Source organism: Stappia sediminis, assembly GCF_009826895.1.
GTDB lineage: Bacteria > Pseudomonadota > Alphaproteobacteria > Rhizobiales > Stappiaceae > Hongsoonwoonella > Hongsoonwoonella sediminis.
The window spans coordinates 518,794-534,074 of record NZ_WUMV01000002.1; the positions used below are offsets into that span (position 1 = coordinate 518,794).

Here is a 15,281-nt window from a genome sequence, read left to right on the forward strand (position 1 = left end):
GGAGAGATTTATGGTGCAACATGCGGACTCGGTCATTTCAGCCCTTCGCAAGGCCCCCGGCTTTTCCGATCTCAAGGCTGAGGAATGTTCGATAACGCGCCTCGGCGGGCTCACCAATCTGGTGCATCGGGTTTCAGCGCCTCAGGGCGATGTGATCGTCCGCATACCTGGCGAAGGCACGGAGGAATATATCGACCGCGCGGTAGAGGCCACCAACGCCAGGGCCGCGCATCGTGCCGGGGTCTCGCCGGAAGTGTTATGGGCGGATGCCGAAACTGGAGTGATGATCACGCGCGCCATCGATGGCATCACCACCATGACGCCCGATCTCTTCAAATCCCGCTCAGGCTCGCCTGCTCGGGCCGGCCAAGCACTGGCGAAACTGCATCGTTCGGGTGAAACGTTCGACTTCCGGTTCGAGCTGTTTTCCATGATCGACGGATATCTGAAAGTGCTCTCCACGAAGGATACGGATCTGCCTGAAGGGTATCATGGCATCGTCAAGGCGGCGGAACCGGTCAAGGAAGTTCTAGCAGCCAGTCGGGTGCAACTGGCCCCCTGTCATTGCGACCCGCTTTGCGAAAACTTCCTGGACGACGGCGAGATCATGTGGATCGTCGACTGGGAATATTCAGGCATGAACGATCCATTGTGGGATGTGGGCGATCTCTCGGTCGAGGCGGGGATGGACGAAAGGCAGGAAGCTGAGCTCCTGCGCGGTTATTTCGGCAGGAACCCGAGCGCGGCGGAGAAGGGACGCGTCGTGATCTACAAGGCGATGTGCGATCTGCTCTGGACCTTGTGGGGGCTGATCCAGCATGCCGACGGCAATCCGGCGGAAGATTTCTGGGCCTATGCCACCACCCGGTTCGAGCGCTGCAAGGCGCTGATGCAGAGTGCGGAATTCGACAGCCACGTTGCAGCGATACGCGCCGTATAGAGGCCAATTCGATTTAATGACCGTCTTGTTCGCTGCCATGCGTCCGGCAATTTTTCAGGCGTCGATTACGGCGAGCAATTCGTCGCGTAGCGCCGGGGTCGCGGCGGTGACGACACGGCCGTCCGAGTCGATGCCGAGCGGATTGCCCTTCCAGTCGCTCATCACGCCGCCTGCGGCTGCGACAAGCCCAACCAGAGGAAGATAGTCGTAAGGCTCCAGTCCGAAATCCACCACCGCGTCGATCTGTCCCGAGGCGACGAGCGCATGGGGATAGCAATCATAGGCCATGCGCCGGGTATGGCCTGTCCTGCAAAGGCGAAAGAAGCGCTCCGGGTCATCGGCGCTCAGCCGTTCTGCCTCATTGATATAGACCATGGCCTCGCCAAGGCGTGTAGTGTCGCGGCAGGTTATCGTCTCTCCATTGCGCGTGGCGCGCTGGCCCGAAAAGCCGACATAGGTTTCATTCAGCGCGGGCATGCGCACGATGCCGATTTGCGGGGTACCGTTCACGATGCGCCCGAGCAACATTCCAAACAGCGGATTTCCTGTAATGAACGACCGCGTGCCATCGATCGGGTCGATGAACCAGATCGCGTCTGCGCCCTGATTTTCGGTTCCGAACTCTTCGCCGAAAATCCCGTCATCGGGAAAAGCTTCGGCCAGTTCCTTGCGTATGAAGGCTTCCGTTGACCGGTCCGCGATGGTCACCGGGCTGTCGTCGGCCTTGGCCTCCAGATCGAGCGGAGAGCGGAAATATTCCATCGGGATGCGGCTTGCCCGCTCCACGATTTTGCTCGCCCGTCGGACAATATCGTCGATATCGGCTTCCATGTTTTTTCCGCTCGGTCCGGCCGCCAGTTGGCTGTCGTTGCAGCCGATAACTGGCACTGCGCGTGATGGCATTGTGAAGGTTATGCAAAAGCACGCCGGACCGCCACAGATAAGCGCATATTTCCACAAAATCTGTTGGATTGTGTTGCGTTTTGTGGAATCGTTGATACGTTTTATGCCGGTCGTCAAAAAGATCGGGCGAGGAAAACCAGCGGGGAATATTGAGATGGCACGTAAACTCCTGGCGGCTGTGGCTGCCTTCTCCACCTTGGCGGTTCATGGCGCGTTGGCGGAACCGGAATCGACCGACCCGATCAAGCTGACTACCCATGACTGGACCGGTCAGATTGTGACCACGACGATCATGGGCGAGGTGCTGAAGAACGCCGGTTACAATGTCGAATATGTCCAGGCCGACTACATCGCCCAGTTCGCAGGGTTGAAAACCGGTGATCTCCACGTCGCCATGGAGATTTGGGAAACGACCGGCCGCGAAGCGATGGATGAAGCGACTGCCACCGGCAATGTCGTGAACATGGGCGAAACGGGGATGGTCGCGATCGAGGAGTGGTGGTACCCGGCCTATATGGCGGACGTTTGCCCCGGTCTGCCGGATTGGAAAGCGCTGAACGACTGCGCTGAGGAATTCGCGACGCCGGAAACCGCGCCGCTCGGACGCTATCTCGGCGGGCCGGTCACCTGGGGCGGCTTTGACGATGAACGCGTTGAAGCCCTCGGGATGGATTTCGAAGTCGTCCATGCCGGCACGGATGCGGCTCTCTTTGCAGAGCTTGAATCCGCCTATCAACGCAAGGCGCCGATCGTGCTCTGGCTCTACACCCCTCACTGGGCGCCGTCGAAATACGAAGGCAGTTTCGTGAAATTCCCGCCTTATTCGGCGGAATGTTACAACGATCCGTCAGTCGGCATTAATCCCGACGCCGCTTATGACTGTGGCAAGCCGACGGGGCCGATCTGGAAAGTCGCGTGGAAAGGCGTCGAGGAAAAATGGCCGGGCGCGGCGAAAGCGATAAAGGCTTTCAAGGTCAGCAACGCGGATATGGGCGAGATGGTCGCAAAGGTCGATCTTCAGGGAATGTCCGTCGATGACGTGGTTGCCGAGTGGATGGCGGCCAACAAAGATAGCTGGAGTTCCTGGGCGCAGTAATGAAAACTTTATCGGCGGTGTCTCCAACGGCACCGCCGTTATTGTGTCTGACGACCTGATGCTCAAGACCGGAGTTGGCGATGGAGCGCCCCGTCATCCTTGATTGCCGCGGAGTGTGGAAACTTTACGGGCCTCATACCAGGAATTTTCTTGAAAAACATAACGGCTCGCCCACCGACATGGCTTTGGCGGAAGCCAACATCATCAGCGCGGTGCGCGATGCCAGCGTGAAAATCCGCAAGGGCGAAATTTTCGTCATCATGGGTTTGTCGGGATCGGGCAAGTCCACGTTGGTGCGTTGCCTGTCCCGTCTCGTCGAGCCGACGGCAGGCGAAATCCGCTTCGAGGGCAGCGATCTGCTGGCGATGAGCGAGAACGAACTCATTCATCTGCGGCGGAAGAAGATGGGCATGGTGTTTCAGCACTTTGCCTTGTTGCCGCACCTCACGGTGCTTCAGAACGCGGCCTTTCCGCTTGATGTTCAGGGCGTGGATCGCCGCACTCGCGAGGAAAAGGCGCGCCAGATGATCGACATCGTCGGTCTGACCGGGAGGGAAGATTACTATCCCCGGCAGTTGTCCGGTGGCCAGCAGCAGCGCGTCGGCATTGCCCGCTCGCTTGTCGCAGATCCTGACCTGTGGTTCCTCGACGAACCGTTTTCGGCGCTGGATCCGCTTATTCGCCGTGAGATGCAGGATGAGTTTCTCCGGCTTCAATCGATGTTACAAAAGACGATTGTCTTCATCACGCATGATTTCGACGAGGCGATCCGGCTTGCAGATCGTATTGCGGTCATGAAGGGCGGGCGCATCGAGCAGACGGCCACGCCCGAGGAACTGGTTCTCAATCCTTCGACGCCTTATGTCGAGGAGTTCACGCGCCACGTTCCGCGCGCCAAGGTGATGAAACTGCGCTCCGTCATGTCGCCGGATGTTCCCGATGGCGTCTACGCGGGGGAACTTTCGGGCAATCGGACCGTCGCGGATACAATCCATCAGATCGATGCCGCGACGCACCCCTTCAAGGTGACCGGGGAAGAAGGCGAGGTCATCGGAACCATCGATGCCCGCACCGCGATAGACGTCATGATCGGGCGGACCGGCGCATGACGGATGGGGTGCACAATCGTGCTCGCCCGGCCCGGGCCCCGACAGCGGGTCTAAGCGGCTTCCCATCCTTTTCGGCGGTCTTCTGGATAGGGCTTTTTCTTGTCACCTGGGCGCTGTCGACATGGTCGTTTGCGCTTTACAAGACGTTCGATGCGCGCTGGATCATCCGCTATCCCAAGAAGCTTGAAATTCCCCTCGATACATGGATTTCCAACGCAACCAACTGGCTTGTCGAGGATTTGAATTTCGGGTTCTTCACCTTTCGCGATGTTACGCGTTTCATCTCCGCCATTATCGAAGCGCCTTACGACATCATGCGTTCATTGCTGGTCGACGGCTTCATGATCGGGCAGGGGCAGCAGGCGATTGACGTCGCGCCGCCACTCAGTTGGATCGCGATTATCTCAATTGCCGTTTCGCTTGCACTTTATGCAAAGGACCGGTGGCTTGCCATTCTGGTTGGCGTTTGCTTTGCCTATCTCGCTGCCTTCGGACAGTGGGATAGCGCCATGGTTACACTGGCTTCGGTGCTGATAGCCGTTCCCATCGGTGTTGCCGGGGGGCTTGCGCTTGGCATCGTCGCCTACCGGCTGCCGGCGTTCGAACGGATGTTGCGTCCCGTTCTGGACCTGATGCAGACCGTGCCTGTCTTCGCCTATCTCGTGCCTATTCTGGTGCTGTTCGGCTTTGGCCCCGTGGCCGCGTTGATCGCAACCGTGATCTACGCCATGCCGCCGATGGTGCGCATCTCGACAGTGGCGCTCCATTCGGTGCCCGAAGAGGTGATCGAGGCAGGTCGCATGGTCGGGTGCCGGCGCGGTCAGCTCATGTGGAAGGTCCTGATCCCGACCGCAATGCCGTCTCTCATGGTTGGCGTCAACCAGGTCATCATGCTTACCCTCAATATGGTGATTATCGCATCGATGATCGGAGCAGGCGGGCTTGGCTACGACGTTTTGACGGCGTTGCGACGCCTCGACATCGGCGGCGGCATAGAGGCGGGGCTCGCCATCGTCGTAATGGCCATCGCGCTGGACCGTCTAAGTCAGGCATTCGCCGTAAGGCGCGTGCGCCCGCACCTGGATCCGCAGCTGCCTTTTCACAAACGCCATCCCGTTTTTACGCTTGTCGTTGCAATTGCTGTCTTTACGACACTCGCGGGCGCCTATCTTCCGGCATTTCGTGAATATCCGGCAAGGCTGACTTTGACCACGGGAACGTTCTGGAACTCCACAATCGAGTGGATCAACGTCAATTTCTTCGATTCGATCGAGGCCGTAAAAACTGTCCTGCTGAACGTCCTGCTGCTTCCGGTAAAGCGGTTCTTCACAGGCATTCCATGGGCTTGGGGTATCGTTGTGGTCGGCCTGGCGGCGGCGCGCATATGCGGCTGGAAGCTTGGCGTCATGGCGGCGGCGATGACTTTTTTCATCGCCGCATCCGGCCTTTGGCGCGAGGCGATGACCACCGTCTACCTTTGTTCGGTTTCAGTGTTGATCGCGAGCGTGATCGGTATCCCGCTGGGCATTTGGGCCGGTCAGAATCCAAGAGCCAACTCGGTCATCGGTGCGATGATCGACACGCTGCAGACGTTGCCTAGTTTCGTTTATCTTATCCCGGTGGTGATGCTTTTCCGTGTGGGCGATTTTTCGGCGATGATAGCGGTTGTGCTTTATGCGCTGGCGCCGGCCGTGCGTTACGCCGCGCACGGGATCCGCTCGGTCGATGAAGAGTTGATAGAAGCCGGAAAGGTGTCCGGCTGCACCAGCCGCCAGATCCTTTGGCGGATCAAGTTGCCTCTCGCTGCGCCGTCGCTTCTCCTGGGCCTGAACCAGACCATCATGCTGGCGATTTCGATGCTCGTCATAACGGCGCTCGTCGGCACGCGCGACCTCGGTCAGGAGGTCTATATCGCTCTCACCAAGGCCAACATAGGCCAGGGCATCGTCGCCGGCCTTTCGGTGGCCTTCATCGCGATCATCGCGGATCGGGTGGTCACGGCGCTTGCACGGTCCTCTCAACAAAAGCTGGGGCTGACATGAATGGGCTGGAACAAGCCATAGCAAGAGCGCGGGCACTGCCTTGCTGGAGCGACCCGCGAGAGATCGAACCGCTTGAGGGCGGTATAACAAATCTTAATCTGACGCTGATGGACCGGGGCCGAAAATACGTCGTTCGCTTCGGAGACGATATCCCCGAACACGGCGTGATGCGGTTCAACGAACTTGCAATCAGCCGTGCCGCGGCAGCGGCCGGGATTTCGCCGGCGGTGCATCATGTCGAAGCCGGCATTCTCGTGCTTGAATTCGTAGAGGCCGCGCCGCTGGCCGAAACGGATCTACACGACCAGGCTACGCTTGAGGATGTGGCACACCTCATTGCCCGGGCGCACCGTGAGGTTACAGCGCTCGCGCGTGGTCCGATCGTGACGTTCTGGGTGTTCCATATCCTTCGCGACTACGCGGGATTTTTATCCAGCCGAAATTCTCCCCACGTTTCCAAGCTCCCACGGCTGATGCAGGAAGCCGAAAATCTCGAAAAAGCCGTCGGCAAGGTTGATCTGGTGCTTGGGCACAACGACCTTTTGCCCGCGAATATTCTGCGAGGAGAAGATCGGTTCTGGCTCGTGGACTGGGAATACGGCGGCTTCAACTCGCCGCTGTTCGATCTCGGCGGTCTTGCGACCAATTGCGGCCTGCCGGATGAGGCAGAGCGGTTCCTGCTCAAGACCTATTTCGGTGCGGAGCCGGACGCCGGCCTGAAGCAGAGCTACAATGCGATGAAATGCGCCTCTCTGCTGCGCGAGACGATGTGGAGCATGGTATCTGAACTCACGTCCTCCATCGAATTCGATTATCGCGCCTATACAGATTCCAATCTCGACCGTTACCGGCGGGCTTACGAAAAGCTTTGATATTTCCAGGTTGGAGCGAGACGGGCTATTGCGGCGGATGCGATCGAGGCATCTATCGACCGCGAGAAGGCACTTCATGCGGGTCTCGGGTGCTTGTGAACGCCCTTTTGTAGAGAACCTGCTGGCTATCGCTCCTTTCGATGATCCGCTTTACAGAAACCGCTCGAACGATACGCCCATTTCCCTGTCGTTTCGCCATTTAACAAGCGCCATGACGTGGATGTCCTCGTTGACGATCCTGAATTCGAACTCCGTAGGAATACCGATGGTGCTCTCAAGCTTCAGCCGTGCGCCCGTATCCGAAAGATTGCGGACCATGCAATCGTAAACGGACGTGCCGTTAATGATGATCTTGCCGCCTTTGATGGTGCGGCGGCGAGGAGCTATTCGGCGATCTTGCTCCGACATTCTGCTCTCCAACATCCCTGAACCTGTACCGTTTTTCTTGGTATCCCGTTTGCGGTCAAGTGCCATCCAAAAGCTTGAGAAATCGCAAATGCAATTCGTTCAGTTTTCCTTCGCTCCTGCGCAGTGAATGCAGAGGCTCGCGGACGGGTCGATTTCAAGACGCTTATGCGCGATTTCCTCGCCGCATTCCTGGCAATATCCGTAGTCGCCGGTCGCAATCCGGGCTAACGCAGCGTCGATTCGCTGAAGTTCGAGGTTTCTGCTACGTTCCGATGCCTGCGCCATGGCTTGCATCTGCAGCGAATCCATTCTCGAAAGACGCCCGACCGATTGCTGATCGAGATCTACCGTCGAGCGCGAATCTTCGGAGATTTCGCTGAGGCGCTTGATCTCTTGCATGCGATCAACAAGTCGTGTTTTCGCGGCATCGATATCGATCGTCATCCGTACCTTCCTGATCGCCAAGCTCAGGTGAATGCCGCAGCTTAGCCGAAATAGCACCGGTTCGTCACGGAGTTGACACGACAATCGCGATCCTTCAAAGCCGTTTGCGGGCGAAGGCGATTTCCGCCGGAGCAACACCTATTGGTCGGCCGGGAGCGTGAAACGGATGGCATATCTCGTCTTGGGGCTGGTTCTCTTTCTCGGCGCACACAGCTTGCCGATGTTCGCGGCGGCCGAATCCGGCTTGAGAACGCGGCTTGGCGAAGGCCCGTTCAAGGGTATCCACTCTCTGATTTCCGCAGTCGGCATTGTTCTAATCGTGATTGGATATGGCCAAGCGCGGGCCGCCGGGCCGGCGTTACTTTACGATCCGCCGGTGTGGATGGCGCATCTGGTGATGTTGCTGATGCTTCCTGTATTCGTGCTGATCCTTTCGACATATCTGCCGGGAAGGATAAAGGCGGCGGCGAAGCACCCGACGATCCTTGCGGTCAAGATCTGGGCCTTTGCGCATTTGCTGGCGAACGGCGACGCCGCTTCCGTACTGTTGTTCGGCGCGTTTCTGGGCTGGGCAGTTGCCGACCGCATTTCGCTCAAGCGCCGGGGCAAGCTTGGTGGCGTGGCGCCGGGAGAAGGTTCGCCGAAGAACGACATAACGGCGATTGTCGGCGGACTTGCGGTCTATGCGCTGTTCGTCTGGCAGCTTCACTCCTGGTTGATTGGCGTGCCGATACTGCAGGGCTGAATTAGCACTGTATTTTGCGTGAAAATTCTGGCATTCCGTGCCTCGCCTCACTGCCGCCATCAATGCGTTGGAGGGAGGGGCGCTGTTCGTTTGCCAGCGACAGCACGAGTGGATACTGTGACGCGCCGCGCAGGAAGCGGTGCGGCGGTACAACGGGCCGTGTGAAACGGCTTCAACCGGATTGGGAATACTGAGCGCATGTCCGATATTTTCCGCGAGGTCGACGAGGAAATCAGGCGCGAGCGATATAAATCGCTTTGGGATCGATTTGGTCCTTACGTCATCGGCGTGGCGGTGCTGATCGTCGTGGCAACCGCCGGATATCGGGGCTGGCAATATTGGCAGGCCACCGCGGCCCAGGAGGCTGGCGACCGGTTCATTCAGGCGATCAGCCTGTCTGACGAGGACCAGCAGCAGGAAGCGATCGCGCAATTGAACGGCCTGAGCGATGCGACTGGCGGATATCCGCTGCTTTCGCGCATGCGCAAGGCGACGGACCTTGCCCTGTCGGGCCAGAAGGAGGAAGCGCTGGCCGAGTTCGACGCGGTTGCCGCCGATAGTTCCAACGATCCGGTTTACCGTGATCTTGCCGCATTGCGGGGCGGTTATATCGCCATGGAACTTGAGGACTATGCCGGCGTGGCGGATCGTCTGGAGAAACTGACGGGAGATACCAATCCCTGGCGGTTTCTCGCGCGCGAAGCGCTCGCATTTTCCGCCTGGAAGAACGGTGACAATGCCGGCGCGCGCAAATGGCTGGAAGGTGTCGTGGACGCCGAGGGCGTGCCGGCGGAGGTTGGCAGCCGCGCGAGCCTCCTCCTCGATCTCTTGAATGCCTCCGAAGGTACGCCGGAAAAAGGAAACAATTCGTGACGCGCGCTGCCTATCATAGACGGCCGGTCCAAACGGCTTTGGTCGTCTCCTTCGCGCTGATGCTCGCAGGTTGCGGAACCGTCTCCGATTTCGCGGATTCGGTGAACCCGTTCTCCTCAAAGGAGAAGATCCTGCCGGGCGAGCGTCAGGCTCTGTTCGATGTCGAGAACAACCCGGCTCAGATTTCCGGGCAGGAAGCTTCGCTCGGGCCGGCCAGCGGTGGTCAGTCCTGGCCTCAGGCCGGGGGCGATGCCAGCAACAATCCGGGCAATGTCGCCGTTTCGGCATCGGGTGCTCGCGCCTGGCGGGCGTCGCTCGGTTCTTCCGGCGGGGGCATCGGCAGCTTCGTTTCTTCGCCCATGCGCCTCGCCGCGCGTCCGGTCTCCGATGGTGGGCGCATCTTCGTCTACAAGCAGGACGGCACGGTGGTGGCCCTCTCTGCAGGTAATGGCGGACGTGTCTGGTCGCGTAGCCTTCGCCCCGAAAATGAGCGCGATGTCGCGGCAGGCGGCGGCGTGGCGACCGACAATGGCGGTGTTTTCGTCGCCACCGGTTACGGCCAGCTTGCCGCGTTGAATGCGGCCAATGGCGCCGTGCTTTGGACGGTCGATCTCGACGCTCCGGCGCGTGAGGCGCCGACCGCGGCCAGTGGCCATGTCTTCGTCGTTACGCAAAACAATGAAGTCGTTGCCGTTTCGCAGGAAGATGGGTCCGAGAAATGGACTTTTTCCGGAATTCCCGAAACCGGCGGTGTATTGTCGGCGGCAAACCCGGCTGTCTCGGGCGGTACGGTCGTGTTTCCGTCCTCTTCCGGTGAAGTGCTTGCCATGGACATCGAGAAGGGCGAGCCGAAGTGGATTGACGGCGTATCGCGTTCCTACCGTACGCGTGCCGTTTCCGGCTTGGTCGATGTTGCGGGAAGCCCCGTCATTGCCGATGGCCTGGTCTTCACCGTCGGTGTCGCGGGGCGCGTGATAGCGACCGATCTAAAGACGGGAGAGCGCAGGTGGGAGCTTGACTACGGTTCGGTCCACACTCCAGTTACTTCCGGCAATGCGCTTTTCCTGATAGATCTCGACGACAATCTCGTCGCGATCGAGCGCAAGTCCGGAACGCCGCTCTGGCAGCTTCCCCTACCGCAGCCGGAAGATGATGACGACCGGGCGAATTGGGCCGGACCGATCCTGGCGAGTGGAACGCTTCTCGCATTTTCCAGCGACGGTCGGATTGCGCGGGTGGATGCCAAAACGGGCCGCCTTCAGGACACGCGCGAAACCTCGGTCGATATCTACGTAAGCCCGATCGTTGCGGGCGGGCGCATTGTTGCCGTGTCGTCCAAGGGCGAAGTGGTAGCGTTCAACTGAACCTAATCTGAAAAGGCCCTTCCGTGGTTGCTAAGGTTGCGATTGTCGGCCGGCCGAATGTCGGCAAGTCGACGCTGTTCAATCGTCTTGTCGGCAAGCGTCTTGCCCTTGTTGATGACACTCCCGGCGTCACGCGTGACCGCCGGGTTGGAGAAGCGCGTCTAGGCGACCTGAAGTTTCAGGTGATCGACACGGCGGGGCTTGAGGAAGCTGCGGCGCATTCTCTCGAAGGGCGGATGCGCAAGCAAACCGAAGAGGCGATTGGCGATGCCGACGTCGCGCTTTTCGTCATCGATGCGCGTTCAGGCCTGACGCCGACGGATGAGACGTTCGCCGATCTCCTGCGTAAATCACCGACGCCCGTACTGCTGCTTGCCAACAAGGCCGAGGGACGGGCGGGGGAAGGCGGTCTGCTTGAGGCCTATTCGCTGGGCCTCGGCGATCCGATCGCCATATCGGCCGAACATGGCGAGGGCCTTGCCGATCTCTACGACGTCCTTCGTCCCGTCGTCGATGCGGCGAAGGAGCGGGAGGGCGGCGACGCTGCCGTCGCCGAGACGGATGTCGACGTTGATGACGTCGATGAGCGTGCTCCTGCCGGGTCTGCCGAGCGGCCGTTGAGGATCGCGATTGTCGGGCGGCCCAATGCAGGCAAGTCGACGTTGATCAATCGTATCCTCGGCGAGGAACGGCTTCTAACCGGTCCGGAGGCCGGTATCACGCGTGATTCCATCGCTGTCGACTGGGTCTGGAACGACCGGCATGTGAAGCTTTTCGATACGGCAGGCTTGCGTCGCAAGGCCCGCGTACAGGAAAAGCTCGAAAAGCTTTCCGTTGCAGACGCGCTGCGGGCGGTCCGCTTCGCCGAGGTCGTGATCGTCACGCTCGATGCAACGATATCCTTCGAAAAACAGGACCTTCAGATCATCGACCTTGTTGCTCGCGAAGGCCGGGCCGTTGTCATTGCGCTGAACAAATGGGATCTCGTGGAAGATCGCGCCGAGGCCATGCAGGCGGTACGCGACGCGAGCGAGCGATATCTCAACCAGATTCGCGGCGTTCAGATCGTGACCATGTCCGGGCTGCACGGTCAGGGTCTCGACAAGGTGCTGGATGCCGCCTTCAAGGCGCATGAGGTCTGGAACCGGCGCGTGTCGACATCGCGGCTGAACCGCTGGCTCGACGGTGTTTTGACCCACCATCCACCGCCGGCGGCTTCCGGCAGACGGATCAAGCTGCGTTACATGACCCAGCCGAAGACGCGCCCGCCGCATTTCGTGGTTTTCTGCTCAAAGCCCGAAAACCTGCCGGAAAGCTATACGCGCTATCTGGTGAATGGTCTGCGTGAAACGTTCGACATGCCGGGCACGCCGATCCGCTTGTCCTACCGCAAGGGTGACAATCCCTATCATTCGAAACGATAGGCCGCGATTTCTGTCAGTTAACAGCGGTAAGGCGTTCTTCGATCAGCGAAAACGTCTCTCCGCTTTCAGTGCAGCTTGGCGTCAGGAGCGCCAGCAACGCGGGCACGACATCTTCCGGCCGTTGCAGTGTTTCGGGGTTTTCGCCCGGCATTGCCTTGGCGCGCAGCCCGGTGCGTGTCGGGCCGGGGTCGAAGAGATTGGCGCATACGGCCATGGAGCGTGTCTCGTTCGCGTAGGTGTGAACGAGCGCATCAAGCGCGGCTTTCGTCGTCGCCTGAATGCTCCAGTACGGCTTGCACTCTTCCGCCATGTCGGAAGTCAGAAACACGGCGCGGCCGGCGTCCGATTGACGAAGCAGCGGGTCCAGCGAGCGTAGCAGACGCCAGTTGGCCGTTACGTTTATCGCAAGCGCTTCCTCGAAGACCTTGGGCGTTATATGGCCGACCGGGGAAAGCACGCCAAGCACGCCGGCATTGCCAACAAGGATGTCGAGCTTTTTCCAGCGCTCGTAAATCGCGGCACCCAAACGGTCGATTGCCTCGAAGTCCTTGAGGTCGAGCGGCACCAGCGTTGCCGATCCGCCTGCCTTCCGGATCTCGTCGTCAAGTTCTTCCAATCCGCCAACCGTGCGCGCGATCGCGATCACATGTGCACCTTCCGCGCCCAATGCTTTGGCGACCTGGTATCCGATGCCTCGCGATGCTCCGGTAACGACGGCGACCCGGCCTTCGAAACGTTTTATCGCGCTCATCATCCGGCCTCCGCCAGTCGGGTCGCTTTCACCACGTCGTTCGGTTTCTCATGGTCGGTCAGCGCGGTCGGGTATTCGCCGGTGAAACAGGCATCGCAAAACTGCGGTATCTCGTTGTTCCTCTTGGCTTCGCCAACGGCCCGGTAAAGCCCGTCGATGGTGAGGAAGGCAAGGCTGTCCACCTTGATATAGGCGGCCATCTCCTCGATCGACATGCGGGATGCCAGCAGTTTCGCCTTTTCAGGCGTGTCGACGCCGTAGAAGCAGGAATTCGTGGTCGGCGGGCTGGCTATGCGCATGTGCACTTCGCGCGCGCCTGCCTCGCGCACCATCTGTACGATCTTGAGCGACGTTGTGCCGCGCACGATGGAATCATCGACCAGAACGACGCGCTTGCCGTCCAGCATTTCCCGGTTCGCGTTGTGCTTCAGCTTCACGCCCATGTGGCGGATCGAATCCGTCGGCTGAATGAAGGTCCGCCCGACATAGTGGTTGCGGATAATGCCGAGCTCGAAGGGAAGGTTGGCCGCCTGCGCGAAACCGATCGCGGCCGGCGTGCCGGAATCCGGCACGGGCACCACAAGGTCGGCATCCGCCGGTGCTTCGCGAGCGAGTTCTTCGCCGATGCGCTTGCGAACTCCATAGACATTCACACCGTTCACAGCGGAGTCCGGCCTTGCGAAATAGACGTATTCGAAGATGCAGAACCGCGGGTGGTTGCGCTGCTCGAACGGGCGAAGCGACTGCAGACCGTCCTTGGAAATAACGACCATTTCACCGGGTTCGATATCGCGCACGAAGCGAGCGCCGATGATGTCGAGTGCGCAGGTTTCCGATGCGAGCACGTATGATCCGTGCAAGTCGCCAAGGAGGAGCGGGCGAACGCCGAGCGGATCGCGCGCGCCGATCAGTTTCTTTTCCGACAACGCGACGAGGGCATAAGCACCTTCCACTTGTCGCAGGGCGTCGATCAGCTTGTCGACGAGGTTCTTGCCGTCGCTGGTCGCGATCAGGTGGAGGATGGTTTCGCTGTCGGAGGTCGACTGGAAGATGGAGCCGCGCTGCTGCAACTGGCGCTGCAGCGTCATGGCGTTGGTGAGATTGCCATTGTGGGCCATGGCGAAGCCGCCGCCTGCGAAATCGGCGTAAAGCGGCTGGACGTTGCGAAGGGCCGATGCGCCGGTCGTCGAATATCGCGTGTGGCCGATGGCGCAGGAGCCGGCGAGGCGGTCGAGCACCGCTTTTTTCGTGAAGTTGTCGCCGACCAGGCCCATATGCCGTTCGCTGTGGAACTGGCTGCCGTCGAAGGTGACGATACCGGCTGCTTCCTGCCCCCTGTGCTGGAGCGCGTGAAGGCCGAGCGTGGAAAGTGCTGCAGCGTCGGTATGGCTGAAAATGCCGAAAACCCCGCATTCTTCGTGCAGATGATCGCCATCCGCATCGATGAAGGGGTTTGTGCTCAAGGTGTCGTCGGACATCGCGTCCTATCTCTCGATCCTGGAACCGCCTGCGGCGCTGATTATTTCTCGCGCGAAGACAGGTTGATCGTTTACAGGTTTCTGGAGCAGGCTGCTTGCGGATTATTCATGCAGCGTGCTCTGGATTTCATATGGATCAATTGCCGCCCGAAGTCGTCAATTGGTCGAGGCCCTGGCGCTCTGATTCCGAATAGTTCGGCTCTTCTGCCGGTGCGGTGGCGGCATCTCCGTTCGTGTTCTGGCCACGATTGCGAATGCGCTCCAGGATCGCCTTCTCGGGGTCTTCCGGAAGTGCGGCTATAAGCCGGTTTCCGATGCTGTCCATCAGCGGCTTGGATTTCGCCCGCGCGATCCATTGCGGCTGGGTTTCCTGGGGTACGAACCAATTGAAGAACAGCATTGCCACGACAACGAGAAGCAGTCCGCGAACCGCGCCGAAGACGAAGCCAAGCGTACGATCGAGCGCTCCGATCCGGCTGTCCAGCACGAAATCGGAAATGCGCATGGTGATATAGCTCACGATGATCAAGGTGACCAGAAAAACGGCCGCGACAGAAACGCCGAGTGCCACGTATTCCTGCGAGATGTACTGCTTCGCGAAGGGAAGCACCTGCCCGTAAAGAAGGTAGGCCGCCACCGCTGCCGCAACCCAGGAGGCGATCGACAGGACCTCACGCACGAAGCCGCGGATCATGGCCAGCACCGCCGACAAAAGCATGATGACGAGAAGGATTCCGTCGAGAAGCGTGATTGGCATTGCTCGGTTCAGCCCCTGATCCTCGCCGCCGTGGGCGTTTGCCGGTCCAGATTGCCGCGTGGACCCGTCGCGGAC

The 15,281-nt window shown here is 59.7% G+C and carries 15 protein-coding genes; 9 read left to right on the forward strand and 6 right to left on the reverse strand.

All coding sequences use genetic code 11. From position 1 onward, the window contains the following. Nucleotides 1–10 precede the first annotated feature (10 nt). On the forward strand, nucleotides 11–940 hold the full coding sequence (locus GR183_RS05905) for a choline kinase family protein (RefSeq protein WP_202395851.1): 930 nt from the start codon (nucleotides 11–13) through the stop codon (nucleotides 938–940). A 54-nt stretch (nucleotides 941–994) separates the two neighbouring features. On the opposite strand, the gene GR183_RS05910 is transcribed toward GR183_RS05905, so the two are convergent. Beyond that, nucleotides 995–1,771 carry an inositol monophosphatase family protein gene (locus tag GR183_RS05910; RefSeq protein WP_160774653.1) on the reverse strand — a complete coding sequence of 259 codons (777 nt, stop codon included), beginning with the start codon at nucleotides 1,769–1,771 and terminating at the stop codon, nucleotides 995–997. 226 nt (nucleotides 1,772–1,997) lie between these two features. Between GR183_RS05910 and GR183_RS05915 the strand changes: the two genes are divergently transcribed. From GR183_RS05915 to GR183_RS05930, 4 genes are all read left to right on the forward strand, one after another. Continuing rightward, nucleotides 1,998–2,939 (forward strand): ABC transporter substrate-binding protein, encoded by a 942-nt coding sequence (locus tag GR183_RS05915; protein WP_160774866.1) that lies wholly within the window; start codon nucleotides 1,998–2,000, stop codon nucleotides 2,937–2,939. 80 nt (nucleotides 2,940–3,019) lie between these two features. Next, on the forward strand, nucleotides 3,020–4,048 hold the full coding sequence (locus GR183_RS05920) for a quaternary amine ABC transporter ATP-binding protein (RefSeq protein ID WP_160774654.1): 1,029 nt from the start codon (nucleotides 3,020–3,022) through the stop codon (nucleotides 4,046–4,048). Continuing rightward, nucleotides 4,045–6,090, forward strand: a complete 2,046-nt coding sequence (locus tag GR183_RS05925; protein WP_160774655.1) for an ABC transporter permease — start codon at nucleotides 4,045–4,047, stop codon at nucleotides 6,088–6,090. The genes GR183_RS05920 and GR183_RS05925 overlap by 4 nt, the downstream gene beginning before the upstream one ends. Beyond that, nucleotides 6,087–6,962, forward strand: coding sequence for a choline/ethanolamine kinase family protein (locus GR183_RS05930; RefSeq protein WP_202395852.1), 876 nt, complete (start codon nucleotides 6,087–6,089; stop codon nucleotides 6,960–6,962). Before GR183_RS05925 ends, GR183_RS05930 begins: the two co-directional genes overlap by 4 nt. Before the next feature lie 150 nt (nucleotides 6,963–7,112). On the opposite strand, the gene GR183_RS05935 is transcribed toward GR183_RS05930, so the two are convergent. Together GR183_RS05935 and GR183_RS05940 are read right to left on the reverse strand one after the other, a co-directional pair. Next, a complete protein-coding gene (locus tag GR183_RS05935) occupies nucleotides 7,113–7,370 on the reverse strand; it encodes a PilZ domain-containing protein (RefSeq protein ID WP_160774656.1) in 258 nt (85 codons plus the stop codon). A 99-nt stretch (nucleotides 7,371–7,469) separates the two neighbouring features. Continuing rightward, nucleotides 7,470–7,814 (reverse strand): TraR/DksA family transcriptional regulator, encoded by a 345-nt coding sequence (locus GR183_RS05940; protein WP_160774657.1) that lies wholly within the window; start codon nucleotides 7,812–7,814, stop codon nucleotides 7,470–7,472. Nucleotides 7,815–7,980: 166 nt separating this feature from the next. Here GR183_RS05940 and GR183_RS05945 point away from each other — a divergent pair, with 166 nt between their 5' ends. The 4 genes from GR183_RS05945 (at nucleotide 7,981) to der (ending at nucleotide 12,220) form a co-directional block, all read left to right on the forward strand. Beyond that, entirely contained in the window at nucleotides 7,981–8,559 is a 579-nt protein-coding gene (locus GR183_RS05945; RefSeq protein ID WP_160774658.1) for an NnrU family protein, read from the forward strand. Nucleotides 8,560–8,757: 198 nt separating this feature from the next. Next, nucleotides 8,758–9,432: a tetratricopeptide repeat protein gene (locus tag GR183_RS05950; RefSeq protein WP_160774659.1), complete on the forward strand. Its 675-nt coding sequence runs from the start codon at nucleotides 8,758–8,760 to the stop codon at nucleotides 9,430–9,432. Beyond that, nucleotides 9,429–10,796, forward strand: coding sequence for a PQQ-like beta-propeller repeat protein (locus GR183_RS05955; RefSeq protein ID WP_312846779.1), 1,368 nt, complete (start codon nucleotides 9,429–9,431; stop codon nucleotides 10,794–10,796). Before GR183_RS05950 ends, GR183_RS05955 begins: the two co-directional genes overlap by 4 nt. Before the next feature lie 23 nt (nucleotides 10,797–10,819). Continuing rightward, nucleotides 10,820–12,220, forward strand: coding sequence for a ribosome biogenesis GTPase Der (gene der / locus GR183_RS05960; RefSeq protein WP_160774660.1), 1,401 nt, complete (start codon nucleotides 10,820–10,822; stop codon nucleotides 12,218–12,220). 13 nt (nucleotides 12,221–12,233) lie between these two features. Here the strand turns inward: der and GR183_RS05965 are convergent, their stop codons facing one another. The 3 genes from GR183_RS05965 to GR183_RS05975 form a co-directional block, all read right to left on the reverse strand. Beyond that, the gene (locus GR183_RS05965) at nucleotides 12,234–12,974 is read right to left on the reverse strand and encodes an SDR family NAD(P)-dependent oxidoreductase (protein WP_376765749.1); all 741 of its coding nucleotides are present in this window, start codon (nucleotides 12,972–12,974) and stop codon (nucleotides 12,234–12,236) included. Next, nucleotides 12,971–14,449 carry an amidophosphoribosyltransferase gene (gene purF / locus GR183_RS05970; protein WP_160774662.1) on the reverse strand — a complete coding sequence of 493 codons (1,479 nt, stop codon included), beginning with the start codon at nucleotides 14,447–14,449 and terminating at the stop codon, nucleotides 12,971–12,973. Before purF ends, GR183_RS05965 begins: the two co-directional genes overlap by 4 nt. 136 nt (nucleotides 14,450–14,585) lie before the next feature. Continuing rightward, complete coding sequence (locus GR183_RS05975; RefSeq protein ID WP_160774663.1) at nucleotides 14,586–15,206, reverse strand: CvpA family protein; 621 nt, start codon at nucleotides 15,204–15,206, stop codon at nucleotides 14,586–14,588. Nucleotides 15,207–15,281: the final 75 nt, after the last annotated feature.